This window comes from Desulfosporosinus sp. HMP52, from assembly GCF_000765145.1.
Taxonomy (GTDB): domain Bacteria; phylum Bacillota; class Desulfitobacteriia; order Desulfitobacteriales; family Desulfitobacteriaceae; genus Desulfosporosinus.
Genome location: NZ_JMGA01000009.1, coordinates 1 through 18926, shown reverse-complemented (window position 1 = coordinate 18926; position 18926 = coordinate 1). Strand labels below are relative to the sequence as shown.

Annotated in this window: 17 protein-coding genes and 1 tRNA gene; 4 read left to right on the top strand and 14 right to left on the bottom strand. The window is 38.4% G+C overall.

Going from position 1 to position 18926, the window contains the following annotated elements:
* Positions 1–2: 2 nt before the first annotated feature.
* From xdhA to DP73_RS03195, 3 genes are all read right to left on the bottom strand, one after another.
* Positions 3–2363, bottom strand: coding sequence for a xanthine dehydrogenase molybdenum-binding subunit XdhA (xdhA, locus tag DP73_RS03205; protein WP_034597357.1), 2361 nt, complete (start codon positions 2361–2363; stop codon positions 3–5).
* Positions 2364–2632: 269 nt separating this feature from the next.
* Positions 2633–4402, bottom strand: a complete 1770-nt coding sequence (locus DP73_RS03200) for a sigma 54-interacting transcriptional regulator (RefSeq protein ID WP_034597356.1) — start codon at positions 4400–4402, stop codon at positions 2633–2635.
* A 185-nt stretch (positions 4403–4587) separates the two neighbouring features.
* Positions 4588–4878: a DUF1294 domain-containing protein gene (locus DP73_RS03195; RefSeq protein ID WP_034597355.1), complete on the bottom strand. Its 291-nt coding sequence runs from the start codon at positions 4876–4878 to the stop codon at positions 4588–4590.
* 243 nt (positions 4879–5121) lie between these two features.
* Between DP73_RS03195 and DP73_RS03190 the strand changes: the two genes are divergently transcribed.
* Positions 5122–5208, top strand: a tRNA-Leu gene (locus DP73_RS03190).
* Between the two features lie 205 nt (positions 5209–5413).
* On the opposite strand, the gene DP73_RS03185 is transcribed toward DP73_RS03190, so the two are convergent.
* The 4 genes from DP73_RS03185 to DP73_RS03170 all read right to left on the bottom strand — a co-directional run bounded on the left by DP73_RS03185 (position 5414) and on the right by DP73_RS03170 (position 6643).
* Positions 5414–5710, bottom strand: a complete 297-nt coding sequence (locus DP73_RS03185) for a helix-turn-helix transcriptional regulator (RefSeq protein WP_034597354.1) — start codon at positions 5708–5710, stop codon at positions 5414–5416.
* 36 nt (positions 5711–5746) lie between these two features.
* Positions 5747–5944, bottom strand: a complete 198-nt coding sequence (locus DP73_RS03180) for a hypothetical protein (protein WP_348982375.1) — start codon at positions 5942–5944, stop codon at positions 5747–5749.
* Positions 5945–6128: 184 nt separating this feature from the next.
* Positions 6129–6410: a DNA adenine methylase gene (locus DP73_RS23795; RefSeq protein ID WP_034597353.1), complete on the bottom strand. Its 282-nt coding sequence runs from the start codon at positions 6408–6410 to the stop codon at positions 6129–6131.
* Between the two features lie 44 nt (positions 6411–6454).
* Positions 6455–6643, bottom strand: coding sequence for a hypothetical protein (locus DP73_RS03170; protein ID WP_034597352.1), 189 nt, complete (start codon positions 6641–6643; stop codon positions 6455–6457).
* A gap of 197 nt (positions 6644–6840) precedes the next feature.
* On the opposite strand from DP73_RS03170, the gene DP73_RS03165 reads away from it, so the two are divergent.
* The 3 genes from DP73_RS03165 to DP73_RS03155 all read left to right on the top strand — a co-directional run bounded on the left by DP73_RS03165 (position 6841) and on the right by DP73_RS03155 (position 12598).
* The gene (locus DP73_RS03165) at positions 6841–9546 is read left to right on the top strand and encodes a hypothetical protein (protein WP_052090355.1); all 2706 of its coding nucleotides are present in this window, start codon (positions 6841–6843) and stop codon (positions 9544–9546) included.
* On the top strand, positions 9524–10507 hold the full coding sequence (locus DP73_RS03160; RefSeq protein ID WP_128751374.1) for a hypothetical protein: 984 nt from the start codon (positions 9524–9526) through the stop codon (positions 10505–10507). The genes DP73_RS03165 and DP73_RS03160 overlap by 23 nt, the downstream gene beginning before the upstream one ends.
* Positions 10508–10669: 162 nt before the next feature.
* The gene (locus DP73_RS03155) at positions 10670–12598 is read left to right on the top strand and encodes an AAA family ATPase (RefSeq protein WP_034597350.1); all 1929 of its coding nucleotides are present in this window, start codon (positions 10670–10672) and stop codon (positions 12596–12598) included.
* On the opposite strand, the gene DP73_RS03150 is transcribed toward DP73_RS03155, so the two are convergent.
* The 7 genes from DP73_RS03150 to DP73_RS03125 form a co-directional block, all read right to left on the bottom strand.
* A complete protein-coding gene (locus tag DP73_RS03150; protein WP_034597349.1) occupies positions 12595–12789 on the bottom strand; it encodes a hypothetical protein in 195 nt (64 codons plus the stop codon). The two genes, DP73_RS03155 and DP73_RS03150, sit on opposite strands and share 4 nt — an antisense overlap.
* Positions 12786–12938 carry a hypothetical protein gene (locus DP73_RS23295; RefSeq protein ID WP_165574373.1) on the bottom strand — a complete coding sequence of 51 codons (153 nt, stop codon included), beginning with the start codon at positions 12936–12938 and terminating at the stop codon, positions 12786–12788. The genes DP73_RS03150 and DP73_RS23295 overlap by 4 nt, the downstream gene beginning before the upstream one ends.
* A 254-nt stretch (positions 12939–13192) precedes the next feature.
* On the bottom strand, positions 13193–14524 hold the full coding sequence (locus DP73_RS03145) for a hypothetical protein (protein ID WP_034597348.1): 1332 nt from the start codon (positions 14522–14524) through the stop codon (positions 13193–13195).
* 1100 nt (positions 14525–15624) lie between these two features.
* Positions 15625–15840: a hypothetical protein gene (locus DP73_RS23790; protein ID WP_034597346.1), complete on the bottom strand. Its 216-nt coding sequence runs from the start codon at positions 15838–15840 to the stop codon at positions 15625–15627.
* Positions 15841–16154: 314 nt separating this feature from the next.
* Entirely contained in the window at positions 16155–16433 is a 279-nt protein-coding gene (locus DP73_RS22975; RefSeq protein WP_242865680.1) for a hypothetical protein, read from the bottom strand.
* A 128-nt stretch (positions 16434–16561) separates the two neighbouring features.
* Positions 16562–17695: a glycosyltransferase family 2 protein gene (locus DP73_RS03130; RefSeq protein ID WP_034597345.1), complete on the bottom strand. Its 1134-nt coding sequence runs from the start codon at positions 17693–17695 to the stop codon at positions 16562–16564.
* Between the two features lie 286 nt (positions 17696–17981).
* Positions 17982–18794, bottom strand: a complete 813-nt coding sequence (locus DP73_RS03125; protein WP_034597344.1) for a DUF3102 domain-containing protein — start codon at positions 18792–18794, stop codon at positions 17982–17984.
* Positions 18795–18926 lie beyond the last annotated feature (132 nt).

Genomic DNA, 18926 nt, shown 5'->3' with positions numbered 1-18926 from the left:
TACTAGATTAATCCCTTTTCTTTAAACTTTTCAAAGACACGCTGTGGATTCATGGGTATCCGATTGAAAGCAACCTCAGTGGCATCCAGTACCGCATTGCGGATGGCCGGAGCCGGGGAAACGATGGGAGGTTCTCCTAAGGATTTGACACCAAAGGGTCCGGTAGGGTCCTCTTTCTCAACAAAGGCCGCGCCAATATCCGGAGTATCCATGATGGTCGGAAGTTTATAATCCAACAAATTATTATTAAGAGGTTTACCCGTCTTCTCATCAAAGAGCAATTGCTCTGACAAGGCATAACCGATGGCCATGCTGACTCCGCCATGAACTTGTCCTTCTGCCAAAAGAGGATTGACAATCTTACCTGAGTCATGGACATTGTAGATTTCTAAAATCTTAATTTTTCCAGTCTTCATATCCACTTCTACTTCGGTGAAAGTAACCCCAAAAGGTATGGCATTAATACGAGCATTATTGGAGACATCGCTGGTTATGGGCTCTGCATTAACTCTGTCATAATAGGACTGCATCGCTACCACTTCCAGGCCAAGGACCTTTTCTCCCGAATCTTTAAAAACAACTGATTGCTCCTTAAGGTCTAACAGATGAGCGGGAATATCTGTCATGCTGCTGGCAAAAGCAAGAACTTTCTTTTTCACCTCTAAGGCTGCCTTTTCCACAGCCATCCCTGAGACATAAGTTTGTCTGGAGGCATAGGACCCAGTATCAAAGGGGGTAATATCCGTATCCTGGGTACTTATTACATGCACCATATACATGGGAATTCCCAGAACCTCAGACACCATTTGAGCAAAAACCGTGTCGCTTCCTTGACCAATTTCAGTAGCACCCAGCTGGAGCTGAACCGAACCATCTTGATTCATTACAATTCGAGCACCTGCCAGTTCTAAGGCTACAGGATAGGTTCCTGAAGCATAGCTAAAGCAAGCCATCCCCAACCCTCGACGGATATCTCCGGTTTGGTTCTTATACAAGGCTTTCTTAGCATCCCACTTAATTAACTCTCTGCCTTTATCGATACACTCACGGATACTGCAGCTTCGAATTGTGTTTTTACTTAACGGGTCGACATGACCTTCCTTGACAACATTTTTCTTCCGAATCTCGATAGGATCCAGGTTAAGCTTTTTGGCAATATCCTCGATGTGGGATTCAAAGGCGAAGAAGATCTGAGGAGTACCATACCCACGCATTGCCCCAGCCACCGGCAGGTTAGTGTACACAGTTATCGGATCATATTTTAAGGCCTTGGTCGGGTAAAGATAACGGAACTTTCCTCCCCCGCTGCTGGCAATGGAATGTCCGTGAGATGCATACGCCCCCGTGTTTGAGACGGCGGATATATGAATACCATTGATTTTTCCGTCATTGTTAATCCCTGTCCGAATTTTAAATTTAAAGGCATGACGAGTACGAGTATCAATCATTGCCTCTTCACGGGATAGTTCCAATCTTACAGGTCGGCCACCGACAGCTAAGCTCATGGCAGCATTTAAGGGCTCAATACAAACATCCTGCTTATTACCGAACCCACCTCCGATATAAGGCTTGATCACCCGCACCCGACCCCAGGAGATCCCAAGGGATTGAGCGACAATCCTGCGCACAATATGAGGAATCTGAGTCGAGGTCATGATAACAATTCTTCGGTCCGAATCAACATAAGCATGAGATACTTGATTTTCTAAATGACAATGCTGAACAATGCTGGTCTCATATTCCCCTTCAATGACATGATCCGATTCCTGTAAAGCTTCTTCAAGATTTCCTATTTCATATCCATGGGAAGACAGGATGTTCCCCTCGCAATCATCATGAATGAGAGGTGCTCCTTCTTTAAGTGCCGCATCAGTACTTGTTAAAACTTCTAACTCTTCGTATTCCACCTCAATTAATTTTAAAGCCTTCGAGGCAGTCAAATCATCGACGGCAACCACTGCTGCAATATTGTCTCCTACAAATCTAGCTTTCCGAGTTAAAATATTACGATCCTCTTTATCCCGATGATTTTCCTCAAGAGAATACGGATGCCCCGCCGTACCATATTTAAGCTCAGCAACAGTCACGTCATCAGTAGCAATAGCCTCGATTATACCCGGGATTGCTGTAGCATAGCGAATATCCGGCAAATCCTTGTACGTAAGAACAGCCTCAACCCCCGGTAAGGCTTTCGCCTTACTGACATCGATTGATTTAACAAGGGCATGCGCATAGGGACTGTGCAGAATTTTCCCAACTAACATATTTCGTTCAGAAAAATCATCCGTATATTTGGCCTTGCCCGTCACCTTGGCTACAGCATCGACTCTTCTAACGCTTTTTCCTACAACTGTATAAGCCATTTTGTTTTCCTCCCGTCCCTAACAATTATTGAAACCATTAACGTCTAGCATATGTAAAGGTGCAAAATTCATGCCAACTAGTCATAATGTCGAATAATGTGCTAATATCCCGCCTTTTCATTTTTGCACCCAAAACCCAGTTATCAGATTGATAGGCTATACTTATCTCAAAACTCGCTCTACCCTATAGCTGGTCTTGTTATCATATTGATAATAAATTATCATTTCGGTAGACCTTAATCATTTTGATAAGGCCTACCGCTGATTTCTTATTCTATGTGATAACGAGCAAGCTTGCGATAAAGTGTCGCTATCCCAATCCCCAAAGCTTTGGCGGCTTTTTCCTTACCTTGAACCCCTCCGCCAAACATCTGATAACAACGCAGGATAGTCTCCCGCTCAACCTTTTCCAGGTTAAATTCATCTTCCAGATTCAAGGCCTGATTATTTTTTAGCCTTGGCGACAAGTGTTCCTCAGTTAAGGTCGAATCATTGGCCAAATTCATTGCGTATTCAATGATGTTCTGTAATTCACGAACATTCCCTGGCCAACTGTATTCTACCAACCTTTGTCGGAATCTATCCGATAAAAATCGAACGTTTTTATTAAGCCGCTGGTTAAATCCATTAATAAAGTGCTCGCATAATATCTGCAAATCCTCTTTACGTTCTCGCAAAGGTTTAATGTCTATAGGAATAACATTGATCCGATAGTAGAGATCTTCTCGAAACTCTCCTTTAGCCATCATTTCCTCAAGGTTGCGGTGGGTTGCTGCAATAACTCGAACATCGACAGGGATGGGCACTATGCCACCGATCCGCTCTATCTGACGCTCCTGCAGCACTCGAAGAATCTTGGCCTGCAAAAACAAAGGCATATCCCCGATTTCATCGAGAAAAAGGGTACCTTTATTGGCTAATTCGAACTTTCCAATCTTCCCTCCTTTACGAGCACCGGTAAAGGCACCTTCCTCATACCCGAAAAGTTCGCTTTCCAGAAGGGCTTCCGGGATTGCCGTACAGTTAATTGCCATGAACATACCTTGTTGCCTGGAACTCAGATTATGAATTGAGCGTGCCAGCATTTCCTTGCCGGTTCCGCTTTCCCCCCGAATCAGCACAGTCGATTGACTGGCTGCAACAACCTTAGCTCGTTCCCGTATTTGCTGCACCGTATCACTAACTCCTAAAATATCCTCAATAGTGTATCCCGCATCTTGGAGGGAGAGGCGATGAACAATTCGTCCGATTTCGTCAAATGGCCGCAGGGTTACGCCAATACTCTTAACTCCACCCTCACTATCAATAGGCAAAGCCCTCAGGATCATTTGAGCCTTATTCTTTTTGGTTTCTAATTGAACTTCTCGTTCAATCACTTCATCCACATTAGTCCCCACTCTCAGGATGTCAGAGACTATCTGCGGGGAAAACAAGCTCTTTAAATGAGTCCTAGGCGTGAGCAGGTTAGCACTGAACAAGCGCTTGGCAGATTGGTTATAGTGGAGAACATTCCCCTCAAGATCGACGGTTATCAGTCCTTCTTCCAAACAATCGATAATTGAATTCAGATAGTGATTCGCTGAAACCAGCCCTGCTAAAAACTCTTGTTCTTTCAACTTTAGAGCGATGGTTTCCGCCATCTTGGTTAGGAAAATCAGATAGGACTGCTGATTCTCCTGAATGAGTTTAGCTTGAGCCTCTGTGAAGCAAATCAGCCCAATCGCCCCGACAGCTTTATCATCAACATTGATGGGCGAGACAACTTCGTACTTCTCAGAGCAATTCCCCCGGGCTTTGCACGGGGCACACAAAGGATGTATCCCCGGGGTTTCAATAACAAATTGATGTCCGGTTCTTAAGACTTCCTGGTAGATATACCCTTGCCGATCCATAGATTGACCAACAAGCTTCTGATATCTGCCCGTCCCGGCAATCCGCATTAATTTATGATCCGCTATCTCGATATCGATTTTCACGACAGTAGCAATAGCTTCGGCAATCTGTTGTGCATAATCTTTAACGGCCATAAGTTCAACCATTAAGCTACCCCCATAAAAGTATTATTTCTCAGAATGTCAGTTAATATGACTATTAACCCTTAAACTATTAACTTTTCAACAGCAACAATATTAAAGCATTGATAGACTTTTTTTGCGTCTTACTTAACTATTCGTTTCAAAATGATAATATCCTTTCTCGTATTTATCATTCTGATAAATATGGGCTAGATAATCCTATACCACCCAATATAGTAAAACAAAGCGACGACCAGAAGATTAAATAGTATCAGAAGCGGCGATCCTATTCTGAACTTAGCATGTTTTGTTTTATGATGAAAATACTTCATTCCCCCATAAAGCCCCACTCCCCCAAGGGCTGCTCCCATTAAGAGTAAACTTGATTCAGAAATCCGCCAGCGGTTCAGCTTAGCCCGCCGTTTATCTCTCCCCATGGCAATAAAGACGTAACTGTTCCAGAGAAGGTAGGCCCCTAATATGACTACTTCCATACTCATCTAATTTTCCTCCTATCTATTGATCCTCGTGAAAACGGTAACACAATTTAAGGAAACGGTGCCAATGAGCCAATATGAAAAACTCCTAGCATGTAGGAGTTTTTCAGTCTTTCATATAAGTGTATATTCTAGCACAGATCCTTGAGGGAATTAAAATGCGATTTCCCTATACCGGGTAGACTAATGTTTTAGAAAAATTAAATTGACAAATAGCTTATCTTCTCATATAATAATCAATGTCACGCGGTCATGGCGGAACTGGCAGACGCGCTAGATTCAGGTTCTAGTGCTCGCAAGGGCATGGAGGTTCAAGTCCTCTTGACCGCACCATAATGAAAATGCTAAAACTCTTGATATTCAAGGGTTTTTTCTTTTATCTCTCGTATTCTACTAAGGAGAACAATTAAGTCCTCTCTCAAAAAAGCAGAAGCCCGGTGCGCTCCCCTACACACCGGGTTTCTGTCCCTAAGAAAAAACTTCCAACTGATCTACTACACTATATGACCATGTCCATAAAAGTATGGCAAAGCGCCGGTTAATCCCCGGCGTCTTTTTTATGCCCTAAAATGTCCTCTATGTTGCAGTTAAGTAAACTACAAAGTCGATCAATTCTAGATAAAGCCACAACTCGCTTCGAGCTGGCTTTTGCAAAGTAGGCCTTAATATATACTTGATCTTTGGCAAATAAAAGAGCCCCCATCAAAGTTATAGGGAAGCTTGTAACCTTATTGGACGATCTGGCATAGTATGTATTGCTGGCACGGCCATGGTAACGCCTCCTTTCGATATAAGGGGAGAGCTTTGTCGACTCTCCCCTGTTTACATCTTCCACAGGTACCACTTACACGTATTCGGTTCATATTTAAGCTCAAAGGGCCCGCAGATCACCGTTAATCTCAGACTGGCAACGGAAAAGGAGCATTCGGTTGCCAGCAAGTTTTTCTTCTGTCACAGTGACTACTTTATTAATTTTAAGTTCTTTGCCATCGAGCTTGAATCTTAAGGGGTGGGGTTTGCCGTTCTCAAACCAAGCCAAGGCTTCGATGGGGGCAGCTAAGATTTTCATTAAACCACCCCCACTTCATAATTACTTATGAATAACTCCCTGGCCTTACTTGTTTTGTCGGTTCTGCAGACCGAATATCTTACTTCTACCCGGTTAATGTTAAACCCGAAATAAAGCTCCCGAATCTCCGGATGGTCATTAATACTGAGCAAGAACTTCCCATGAATTTTTGAGAGGCATTCTTTTAGCCTGACGTAGTCTTGCATGTGCCAGCGAGACTTAATTTCTTGTATTTCTGGAAGATCTCTCTTGAGATAAGCAAATAATCAAAGACCTGAATGAATTGTTCGGGCTTTTCTTTTACGACTCGGAAGAAGTTGACCAGTTCGGAATTTATGTCGTTGTAGACCTCAACTTCAGAAGGCGGTTTTTCGAAGAGAACCCATCCTGTGCCGCCAAAGGGCTCACAATTGAATATTTCGTTATGACAGAGCCGCCTATACGCTTTTGGCTGATCCACCTTCACTGAGCTGAACCCCTACCAATGGACACTTTTGATGGCTCTTTTAACTATTCAGTTCTGATCATCTTCCTTATTTGCTCCCAAATGTCTTGTACAGTATAGGCATATATACGTCCATTTTCGTCCGGTTCAGGTTCCTTCCCAAACTGTTCAAGAATGCGTTTCTCTGTCTCTTCAGAGATTTCATGCAAGGATTTTTCTCTTAAATTACGTATGTATTTTTTCGTAACAATCATGGTTATCTCCTTTTATGGATTTGTGGATTCCGATTTGATGGTATGATTATTAATTTATAATCGTAGTTAAAAAATGTTTTATCTACATTTAAATATAAAAAAAAATTTACTTTATACGAGGAAAATTGGCATAAGATGAAGAATATTAAAAAATTAAAAAGAATTCGGATCTAAAATATAGAATAGGTGGTGATCAAATGGATTATATTTATGAAAATCTAGGTCCTGAAAGATTTCAAGAATTTTGTCAGGCTCTATTACTAAAGGAATTCGATAAAGTTCAATGTTTTCCTGTTGCACAACCTGATGGGGGCAGAGATGCAATTTCTATTGTACGTCATAAAAATAAAGCTACCAAATTAAATAAATTTATAATTTTTCAAGTGAAATTCGTTAGGAAACCACTAAGTATCGAAAATCCTCACAAATGGCTTTACGATGTAATTCAAGATGAGTTACCAAAAATAAAGGAACTAATTCCAAAAGGTGCCAAAGAATATTATTTGATCACTAATATCCCAGGTACTGCTCATAAAGAATCCGGTTCAATCGACAAGATTCAAAAGATGCTAGGTATTTTAAATGTACCTGCACAATGTTTATGGAGAGATGATCTTAATCGTAGATTAGATAATTCTTGGGATATAAAATGGGCTTATCCAGAAATAATGACAGGTACAGATTTCCTTAGGTATATTATCGAAAAGGAACTAGATATTAGGGGTTCTGCACGTTCCTCTACCATTAAAGCTTTCATTAGAAATCAGTATGAAAGAGACAGAGAACTTAGATTTAAACAAGTTGATTTACAGAATAATCTCTTAAAGCTATTTGTTGATGTTCCAATTGAAATATCTAGTAGAAATGATTTAAGTTATTTTTGTCGTCAATATTTAAATCATGAAGATTCAAATAATGAAAATCAAGTTGGAGCTGCTGCACTATTGTTAAACCCTAATATACAAACTTACTTTCCTAAAATAGTTTTAGAAGGTGCACCAGGCCAGGGAAAATCTACCGTTTCACAATACATATGTCAGGTTCATAGAATACGTATTCTAGGATTGGATTCGGAGTTATCTCAATTACCAGATTATCATAAACCATCATCGTTAAGATTACCCATTAGAGTTGATTTAAGAGATTTCGCCTCTTGGCTTGATGGTCGAGATCCATTTTCGGTTAGCGATGATGAGCAACTATTCCATCAAAAACCAAAATCAGTTGAAAGCTTCTTAGTCGCTCAAATAAAATACGAATCAGGTGGTATTGATTTTGAAATAGGGGATCTTATTGCGATTGGTAGTGTTAGCGCAATACTACTTGTGTTTGATGGACTTGATGAGGTTGCAGATATTTCCAAAAGGAGGACAATGGTTGAAGAAATTAAACGTGGTATTAAACGTTTAAATGAGAGTTTCGCATCTCTACAAGTTATCATAACTAGCAGGCCAACGGCTTTCGCAAATTCTCCGGGGTTTCCAGAAAATGATTTCCCGGTTTTTAGGTTAGATGCCTTGACTAAATCTTTAATAGAGAGTTACACCAATAAGTGGATAATAACCAAAAAAATACATGGAAATGAAGCAAGTGATATTAGGAAAATTCTTAAAGAAAAACTTAGTTATTCACACCTAAAAGATTTATCCCGAAATGCAATGCAGTTATCAATTCTTCTAAACTTAATATATACTAGGGGTTCTTCACTTCCAGACAAGAGAACCGCTCTTTATACCCAATATATAGATCTATTTTTCGCACGTGAATCCGAAAAAAATAATATAGTTCGCTTGCATCGTGAACTAATATTAGAAATTCACGGCTATTTGGCTTGGGTATTACATTGTGAAGTGGAAGGCAACCATACTGATGGAACAATTAGTACTAGCAATCTCAAAAACTTAATATTGAACTACATAACATATGAACAAAAGGATTCTTCCCTAGTAGAAGAACTATTTACAGGGGTTACCGAAAGAGTAGTCTTTCTTGTTTCTAGATTGGAGGGCACCTTTGAATTTGAGGTGCAGCCAATAAGAGAATATTTCGCAGCACGATATTTATACGAAACTGCTCCATACTCACCTCCAGGGATGGAGCAGTCGGGAACTAAACCAGATCGATTCGATGCTATAGCCGCAAACTTTTATTGGTTAAATGTAACAAGATTTTACTCCGGATTTTTTAGCAAGGGAGAACTTCCTTCGCTCGCAGAAAGATTATTAGTTTTGGCAGAAAAAGATGGATACAAGCATTTATTATATCCAAGAGAACTTGCGGCTATGCTACTATCAGATTGGGTATTTTCTCAGGACCAAAGATCAATGACTAAAGTAATAAATCTAATCGTTAAAAGTATTGGACTTCACAGTTTACTTACGAGCAGTAATGTTTTTAGGGCCAAAAGTACCACAGACTTAATTCTACCAACAGGATGTGGGAGGGAGCAACTTACTCAACATTGTTGGGAGGCCTTAAATACGGATATACCTTGGGATTATGCAATTGAACTGATACAAATAGTTAATTCTAATACTACATGGCATGAACGCAAGGAAATATGGAAGGCGTATTTACGTATTATTGACACTTCTAAGATTAAACAATGGCTAAAATTTGGTCATCATTTAGGTTTACTGTCTGAAATAACCAAAGAAGAGTTATCTGAAATAATTTGTAACGAAATAGTTGATGAAGAATTAATATGGATTTTATTACGTAGTAATCATTCAGACTTCATTGAGGATAATGAATCTCTAGTAAAATTAACAATCGATTGTGTTTTAAACGGACCAAAAAACTTTTTTATAACACGAGATTCATCCATAACCAATTATTTCGCCATGGCCTTAGGACCATTTTATTACTTGGTCATGCTTCTTGAGTCGGAGGACCTCCTCTGATATTCCCGAAATAAATACGTGTGAAGTATCAAATGATTTATTATTAAAATGTTACAATATTTCCAAAGTTTGGTACGATAATAGAGGTTTAAGTATAGATGAGTGGATAAATAGCACTGCCCCATATGAACAAATTATTCAAACCTCGTATGATTTATGGGGAGATCAATGGATACATTATGTAATCGCGAATATAGCTGGCATGGTTAAATTAGATGCAAGTTCTACACCTAAAGAACCAAGTAGTCTATTCGATGAATCTAAGCCTATTTGTAATAGACTTTTTTATGCAAAAAGGGCTTCTGTGAATTGGTGGAAGGATCAATTTAATTCCGTGGAAAAAAATATGCATGGGTTAGTTGTTTGTCTTTTTCTCTTAACTTGGGGAAGTATGAGTAAAATCCTTGAACTTCATAAATATATAGAAACTTACATTGAATTAGTGGATGAAGACAAATGGCAAAAAATATTAGAACTAATATCAATTATCTCTAAAAATTATATAAATAAAAAAGATTCATTAAAACTCTATGAGTATACCGACCACTTATCAGAAAGACTCGTTGTTGCTTTAGGAAATAGATTTAATAAAATCGCTGATAAAATTTATCTAAAGTATCTGCATTCTTATAAAGGTGACGATAAAACAATATTATTTTTTTGTTTAAATGTCCTTTCTGAAATGAAAGAAAAAGATTATACGTTATGGGGAAATTTGTTGCTTTACTCAGCCAAACTTTATAATCTTTCATTAGAATACGATTTATATTCTTTTAATGTTATACGAATAAGAAATGATGAAAAAATGCCTATGGAAATCGCCCAAAAAATCTTTGACAACATCAAGAACTATCCCAGGGATTTATTAATTGTAGCAGAAAAAGTTTATAAAGAAATGGTCGCTTCAGAAATTATTCCAGTTGGAAAGATAGCTATGGAAGAACGTTGGTTTGAACTTTAAGTGATTTTGATATTTCTGTTCGAATGATTAATTGACCTCTTGACCTAAAATTTGCGAGAAGGTTAAGCCTATTTGTATTTACAAAAAATTTATTCTTTCCAAATAAATTTTTGATTAAAATAATTCAATTTCTAATTAATGATATGTGGGAGAGTGGTTATTATGAGGCTACATAACCTTAGGATTGAGGGTTTTAGACGACATGTCAATACTCAAATTCATTTATCTGATGCAACGTTTTTAATCGGAGAAAATAATATCGGAAAAAGCTCGGTTTTAGCTGCTTTGGATTATTTGCTCAGTGACACTAAAAAAATACCTGAAAATGAGTTTTTGAAAATTAAGGGGGCCGATGGTTTAAGCACACGACTGGCACACAAAATTGTACTAACCGCGGAATTTCGTAATGTTCCAGAAGAAGCCGCACAATGGTTTGGCTTCAGAGGTAGGCTTTTTCCTTATGAAATAGCGGATGGTTCGGAAGAGACTGGATTAAGCGTTATCTACAGAAAAACATTTGAACCAAATCGCGATTATACCGTAGAAATGAAAGAATTCAAGAAGACCCTAAAATCCACTTTTGCAAATTGCCTATCACCCAATGATTTCATCGAGGCAGGTATTGATCCAGATGTTTTAGTGGATTTATGCGGTAATTTAACACAAGACAAAAGATTGTCATCAAAGTTATTAGAAGCTGTTAGGCAGTTAGATGATCTTAACGATTTCGACCAAAACCAAGAAGAATGGGTTAATAATCCAGGCGGTATTCCTGGTAATATCTTACATAAGCTACCTAAGTTCCTACTGATACCTGCACAAGATAGGACTGAAGAGCTATATAAAGATTCAGGAACTCTGGTAAAAACTCTTAACGAATTATTTAGTAGCGTTAGAGATGAATCAGAGAATTACAGACAAGCACAATATTACCTGAACCAACTAGCCCTCGAACTAGATCCATCCGATGAAGATAGGGAGTTCGGCAAAATGATGAAGGACTTAAATAAGGTTCTAAACGATGTGTTTCCACACACGGGAATTCGAGCCCAACCTCGTCTTTCTGACCCTAACTCTGCTATTAAACCACAATTCGATGTGAGTATGTCCAGTAATGTGGATACTTCAGTATCCTTACAAGGAACAGGAATGGTTCGTTCAGCAGTTTTCGCATTGCTCCGTTATAAAAACATCCGTGATAATAATAAGCAACGTCATGAAGGTGAATTCATACGTCCATTGCTAATTGGCTTTGAAGAACCAGAAATTTATTTGCACCCAAATGCCGCTAATCAATTAAGAGATACAATTTATGACTTAGCATCATCGGGAAACAATCAGATTCTGTGTACAACGCATTCCCCTTACATGATTGATTTAAGTAAAAAGCCCTCACAAACTCTTAATAATCTTTGTTTAGGCTCTTGTGAAATTGAAGTAAATGGACAAGTACTTGATATCGAAGGAATACGAGTTTATCCATTTAATACCTCTAAGGCTTTTAAGGAATTACAAGAGAATGAAAAGACCTATGTGAAAATGTTACTTAAAATTGATGACTATGTTGCTAGAGTATTTTTTGCTAAAAAAGTTCTAATTGTTGAAGGTGATACTGAAGACATCGTGCTAAGGGAATCAATAAATAGAATGCCTGAAAAAGTCAGACAAGATATTCTTCAAAAATGGCAGATTATTAAGGCACGCGGAAAAGCAACCATTTCTTCCTTGGTTAAATATCTAAAATCAATGGGTATTGATCCCGTAGTTATCCACGATGAAGACGGAGGTGTCGCAAACGCTGAAATGCATAATGGACCGATTTTGAATGCAGTTGGTGACCCCACTAAGCGTCATATGCTTTGTAACTGTATCGAGGATATTTTAGGCTATACTGCACCTACAAAAGAAAAGCCTTCAAAAGCCTATAGTTATGTCAATAGTAATTGGGGCGATGATTGGGCAAGTGTTTCTGGACCGTGGAAAGATTTGATGGAAAGAGTTTTTGAGGAATCATTCGATTTATTGCCTAATGCATTTGAGGAAATGCAAAGTGAGCTCTTGGCAGCGGCTACTAGTGATGTGAGTTGCTAGTCTATAAAATACGGAAATAGAATAGAGTTATCCATCACAGCCAAGAAGATAATAATCGCGACGAGTATCGTCGTAAGCCCTCCGACAATCCAATAAGAGAACCTCCCTCGAAGGATAAAACCGTATTTTGCGAATCCAGCGATAACCGCAACTCCGAGAGTTATTAAGAAGAATATATTTAACACAATCATATAAGATCAATTCCCCCTAGGTTTAGTACAACAACAGGAGGTTCATCAATTGAATAATCCAGAGCAAATTGAGCCATCATTCCGGAACTGCGGTTCTCTCTTGACCCGTAATATTCATCAATGGCTTTTTCTCTTTCTAAGAACCTCATAAATTATCTAGAAGTTATGCGAAGGCCGGTTAATGTCGACTTACACCTATAAACAATAAGACAGAAGCTATGAAAAGTAAAAACGACGACATTAACTTTTGGTGGTGCCGTCGAATGTTTTGGTCAATGCTTATTTTAACTTATCGTCCCTATAAGAGAGTACAATTAGTGGAGGTGAACAGACACTGCTAGAAACCCTAATAATGAAACTGTAATTGATGGTTATAATGTGAAATCAGGCTCCATAGAAACGCTTAATCAACAATCGGTTTTTCAATTTCATTCCAAAGCTTTTGATAAAGTCGTATTGCGCAATCAACTGATTCTTTATCCTTTGTCCAAATACCAAAGTTAAATTCTTTTTCTAGTTGCTCAGTGGATAAATCTGCAGATGATACTATGATACAACTATCAGTAATCACACACCTAGCGTGTAAATAGTTGGTGGTTTTTAAATTTCTCTCTAATGTTCGTTGCAATGAATCAAAGGCAATATCCACATATTTTTTGCCATCTCCCATTATTTTCGATCTCGCTTCTTTTAAGGGTATAGTGATTATACGTATATCAATCTCGGGATTCTCTTTCTTTAATGTTATTAAATCAGTCCAAAATTCTGTTATAAATCTCGAACATATCCAGATTTTGCTTGTCTTACTATAAATCATTCCTTTTACTGTATTTTTAATTGAAAAATCACCATCAAAAGGAATAGTCCCAACTAAATTGGGCTTAACAGATTGCAGCTCCTGTTTATGCAACATCTTCGTTCTTTCAACTTCTTCACAGGATACCTTTGGCCCTTCTCCTACACTCATCAGCGCTAATAACACATGTCCATTGGAATAATATGATCCCCAATCACCATTATTTTTCTGAATACTTTTTAGCCAACTTATCCCTTTTACAACATAAGAATCTTCTTTGCCAAAAACATTTACAAGAGCTTGTATGGCAAGGCTAGTAGCTTCTATATCAGGCTCATCTCTATATGCTGTGATATAACCTATGTCTGTAAAACTTTTCTTTAGAAGTTCAGCCATTTGTTCTATGTATGCCTTATAACCATAATAATCATATTCTATCAACGAAAGAATTCCTACAGATATTTCATCCGCTCTAAACCTTTGATAGTTGTCTAGTAAGTACTTAATTGCAAGAGATGTAGCCTCTGAATCCGGTTCCACCAAAGTCAGTACCCTCATTGAACCAGTGTGTGAAATTTGATTTGAATTAATAAATCCTCTTACCGTCTGATTATCCTTTATAAAGGCATCATATGCTTCCATGAAATACTCGCTTGTTCCAAATCCCATTTTATACAAATAGTAAAGGATGTGAGGGTTTTCAAATATAATTTCCGAATCAGGGAAATCTTCTTCATCAATTGAATTTAAGTACTTTGTAGCAATTGTAGATCCAAGCTTAAATAAAACATAGGAAAGTTCTATCGAAAATATAAGGTCTAGTTTTTTCTTATTTGTTTCGCATTCAGATATACTGTCTAATAATTGTTGTTCAATAAACTCTACTCCCTTAATAAACTCCAATGAGCAATACTTTAAAGTTTCGGAATAATCGCTCATAAAACACCTCTTCTTCCTCAAACCTAGTTCCCTTGACTCTTTTATTCCTGGCATGAAACAAATCCAACCATAATAATAGGTAACTCCGGCATATTGTGGTAACAATCCTATGTATAAAACTTGTTTCTATTAACATAGAAAATATCGTCGTAGATATATTCCCTAAATTAAGGATTGTCTTCTTTAAATCAACATCCACCAAAATTTACGGGGTTTGATTGGTGGAGGCGACCTTACACTATTTAAAACCCTGCATCATCTATATCCCCTTCTTGGTATCTTGCCGACAATAATTTCCTAGCCATGACGACCTAATTGTATCCTTCCACACATTTCCTTGATATCCTTTTAGATCTTGGAAGTTACCGAATAAAAAATAAAAATGCCAGACCGTCAGATATCAATCAAGCATTTCATACAGGAAGGGGCTATGGAAGTTTTACTCTTCTAAGTCAGTTTAGTTAATATTATAAATAACTGACCCATTAGCATTTATATCTTTTTAACTTTGTCCCTCCCTAAGAGCCAAGATATCTTACACTTAATAGAATGTAGTTCATTAGAATCATATCTTTTCACCATAAAATTCATACCAAAATAACATTACCAATTTATTCTTTATAACTCCTCATTAGAGAGGTTATAAAAAATGCTAAATACATAACAAATAACACATCCCACTCGATATCAGAAAATGAATCCCTAATTATCAGATTAACAATGAGAAAAGTTATAGTTATAACAGCAAGATTTATGAAATTCCTTTCGAGAGACTTTTTTGTTGATACTTTCATAATATCTCCTTTTTATATATTGCTATTGCACAATTTCCTACGAAAGCGTCACAGGATAAGAATGGTACGCCAATGCTTTGCATTAATCATAGCAATAGCAATCGAAACTAACACTAAAAGCGTTGTTAATATGTTCATAATAATAATCGGACTAACTTTTATAGAATTCTTGGATCTCGTCCCTTAACATTGCTTCTTTCTTATAAAAACTAGTTATAAGTGTATATCCGCAAATTATTCCTGAGACCTGAAAGAACAAGTTATTATAGGAAAGGAAACTTGGAAGTCGAATTGGCAACGTAAAAATTAAAACCAAATAAAAAGCAAAAACACCTGATGGAACTCCCATGATAATAAGCCTAATAATATATTAATTACACTAGATCCAATAAACCCTGGTATTGGTGTATAATTTCTACCTACCCATACTTTGATCATAAACATCGCCCAAGAAGCAACTGCCAGAGCGCCAAGCAGAACTAATATGTACAAGATATATGTCAGTATCTTAGAAGTTCTCACGACACTCCTCCTCTCACTCTTCTATATTTTTCGGCATGTTCTTCTCACAATCCATTATATACCATACCTTAGGAAAAATGGCATTATAACAAAAAAGACTTGAGTATTCTCAAGCCTTACTTTATTTGGTTTCCGAGCGGTCAATTTTATCATACCCAGCTCAACTCCTCGACAGCTCTCGCGATATCATGCTCGTTAGGCTGCCTTAATTTCATCCTTATCATCATAGCCTTTATCGGCAAAGACATGAATTGTTTCAACCTGCTCTCTTCTCTTTTTTAGGCCATAGATGTAAGGCTGTTCTAACGTTGCACTTAAATATGTTTCTTCAATACTTCTAAGGGATAGAAGGTTCCTCGCCATTCGGTACCACCACGGCTTAGAGTCTTAACGACAGAGTTTATTCCTGCTCCAATACAAAGTAAAGCCGATATGGGGTGAATTAGAAAATAACTAGGTGAGATATCGATGAGTTTGGACAAGTAATTATAGATTGCAAACAAACTGAGGACAGTATATCTGAGTAAAAGCACGGCTGTACTTACTCCCAAAAAGACAGAAACTAAGGACAATACCCAAAAAAGAACATTCATAGTCTTACTCCTCCCTTCTATTTAGCCTCTATCTCTGAACGAGACAGTGGAAAAACACTCCTGAGGATAATACCTAGTTCAATTTGCACTCTTTTGATGTATTTGATAAGAATACTTATTACTTTCTCTTAAATAATATGTTTCTTCAGCTCTTCTAAAGAATAAACTGTCCCCCGCCATTTGAGACCGCCCCTACTTAGAATCTTGACCATCGAGTTTAATACCGCCCAAAAGTACAGTATAGCTGATAAAGGATGAATTAAAACATACCTTAATGACACAACGGTGTACTTCTTCAAATGATAATAAATAGCTACTAATATAATGATGGAAAACCCACACATTGCTCTCGCCCATTCGGATCCCAGGAACATTCCCGCGTATGGATAAACATGAAGAAAAAGAATGAACCAACAAAATGCTAAAGTGGGCAGAACTTTATAATTAATACTTGCAAATTGATTTTTCTCAATACCTTTTAGCATGGCACCTAGGTTATCAAATAATTTTACTGATATTAAGCCTTTACTAAACCCGAAACCCTGTTTGTATCCCTTCAACACAACTAATTTACCTAAAGAAACGTCATCAACAGGTTGCATTGCTAATCTCTCGTAACCGCCAATTTCTTGATAGGTAGATCTTTTTATGAGGTTAAAAGCACCGATTCCAGCACTCTTACTAATTAGGTAAAAACCAGTAACAACCAGAACGAAAAAGGAGATAAAACCGCCGTAGAAAAAACCTTTGTAGGTTATGTCAGGAGTGATTGTTAAGTGATCAAGCTTGTTTTCCATCGAGTACTTTACGGTTTTCTTTAGACTTCCAGGGGAGAACATAACATCGGCATCTGTAAAAAGTAGCCACTCACCTGTTGCCTCTTTCACTCCTTGATAAACAGCATGGTTTTTACCTAACCAATTGGGGGGTAAATCTGAAATATTTACAACTTTTAATTGAGGATATATAATTTTAAGTTTATCAAGAATCACTCTCGTGCGATCTGTAGAACGATCATTAACGACTATCACTTCAAAATTCGGATAATCTTGGTCTAGTAATTGACTAATCGCCTTTCCGATTGACTCTTCTTCATTACACGCTGGGATTACCACAGATAAGGAAGTATAAGTGGTACCCTTTTCGGAACAACTAGTACCACTAAAAATTGGCTTGCTCTTCAAATAACTGAAGAACATTGAGCCCATAAGTATCCAAGTGGCAAGATTGATAAAGGCCAAAACTATGAAAAGTGTACTCATACGTTTCTCCTCTCCAACATTTGTAAACTTGGTGTGATCACCTCTAATTAATTAATTTTTTATTACATTTCCATAATATTTTTCCATTTCCTCTTTTTCTACCTTTGATTAAGAGATTTATTCCAATAAAATCAAACAACCCTCGCTTTTTCAGGCGAGGGTTTTCAAAACATTACTGTCTTGTTAGTGCTGTCAGGTCTGCGCTGTGGCTTGATTTCGTAACATCAAATAAACCATTTTCAGATAGTGCCGCAACCCTACCTGCACCTGGGCCTGGACAGCAGCCTTACAGTCTCTCCGCTATTTTCCCGATCAGCCCGCTTACCTCACTCTTATACTTTTCATGAGCTTCCGGATCCGCCGGGGCCAGCTTAGTCAGTTCACTCAGCAAGTCTTCGAACTCTTTGGCGATATTGTTGTAGAGAAAGCTGACTTTGTTGGCCGACAGCTTGATCCGGGCGACTTTGATATCCTTTTCCAGGACGGCGATTTTTTCAACTGAAGCTTCACTCTGTCTGGCTAAGTCCAGTTTCCCCTGTAAAGTTTTGATGGTCAACTCTTTCGTGTGGATGGCCGCTTGGAAACCTGAGGCCTGTTTTCTCAACTCGTCCCGCTCAGAGGCTATTTCAGTGACTGTGCCCTGGTTGGCGGTCAGAGCATTTTGAAGCTCCGCTTTTTCGTTAACAGCCTGATCCCTTTCCTGGACTGCCTGTTTAAGCTCCCGGGTCGACATATTCGCTGCGTCATGCTCTGCCACAAAGGACTCCCGTTCCTCCTCGGGAATTCCCAGGAGGATAATCGCCTGGGTGTAGCTCAAATTCGGAATCGATTCCGAATTTGAACTGTCCTGTCCGGTGGTGAGCTTGGCCCCATACTCTTCAAAGAGGCGCATGAGTTTATTGGCTGTGCTTTGGGAGTAACTCACCGAGCTCTCCAGCCACTTTCCCCATTCTCCATGATTGACCATGGATTTAGCCTCCGTCAGGCGCCGTCCGATCTCGACAGAGCTATAAAGCAGCATTCTGCCAGTCTGATCTTTAATACTGTTAATTTCCGCCGCGATAATCTGTGGCGTTCGCTCACTTATTCCCTTCGCCATGATTTTCTAGCTCCTCTGCTTATTCATAAGCTTTTCCGGAGAAAAGCTCCCATAAGACAAGATGGATTTGTACAACCTTACTCATAGCCTATGTGTTCAAGCCCTCACTTGTGACAAAATAATGGGAAGACC

Excerpts from the sequence above, each read along its gene's own strand:
- xdhA (WP_034597357.1), bottom strand. The coding sequence starts at position 2,363 with ATGGCTTATACAGTTGTAGGAAAAAGCGTTAGAAGAGTCGATGCTGTA.
- DP73_RS03200 (WP_034597356.1), bottom strand. The coding sequence starts at position 4,402 with ATGGTTGAACTTATGGCCGTTAAAGATTATGCACAACAGATTGCCGAA.
- DP73_RS03195 (WP_034597355.1), bottom strand. The coding sequence starts at position 4,878 with ATGAGTATGGAAGTAGTCATATTAGGGGCCTACCTTCTCTGGAACAGT.
- DP73_RS03180 (WP_348982375.1), bottom strand. The coding sequence starts at position 5,944 with ATGAAAATCTTAGCTGCCCCCATCGAAGCCTTGGCTTGGTTTGAGAAC.
- DP73_RS03170 (WP_034597352.1), bottom strand. The coding sequence starts at position 6,643 with ATGATTGTTACGAAAAAATACATACGTAATTTAAGAGAAAAATCCTTG.
- DP73_RS03165 (WP_052090355.1), top strand. The coding sequence starts at position 6,841 with ATGGATTATATTTATGAAAATCTAGGTCCTGAAAGATTTCAAGAATTT.
- DP73_RS03155 (WP_034597350.1), top strand. The coding sequence starts at position 10,670 with ATGAGGCTACATAACCTTAGGATTGAGGGTTTTAGACGACATGTCAAT.
- DP73_RS03150 (WP_034597349.1), bottom strand. The coding sequence starts at position 12,789 with ATGATTGTGTTAAATATATTCTTCTTAATAACTCTCGGAGTTGCGGTT.
- DP73_RS23295 (WP_165574373.1), bottom strand. The coding sequence starts at position 12,938 with ATGAGGTTCTTAGAAAGAGAAAAAGCCATTGATGAATATTACGGGTCA.
- DP73_RS03145 (WP_034597348.1), bottom strand. The coding sequence starts at position 14,524 with ATGAGCGATTATTCCGAAACTTTAAAGTATTGCTCATTGGAGTTTATT.
- DP73_RS22975 (WP_242865680.1), bottom strand. The coding sequence starts at position 16,433 with ATGAATGTTCTTTTTTGGGTATTGTCCTTAGTTTCTGTCTTTTTGGGA.
- DP73_RS03130 (WP_034597345.1), bottom strand. The coding sequence starts at position 17,695 with ATGAGTACACTTTTCATAGTTTTGGCCTTTATCAATCTTGCCACTTGG.
- DP73_RS03125 (WP_034597344.1), bottom strand. The coding sequence starts at position 18,794 with ATGGCGAAGGGAATAAGTGAGCGAACGCCACAGATTATCGCGGCGGAA.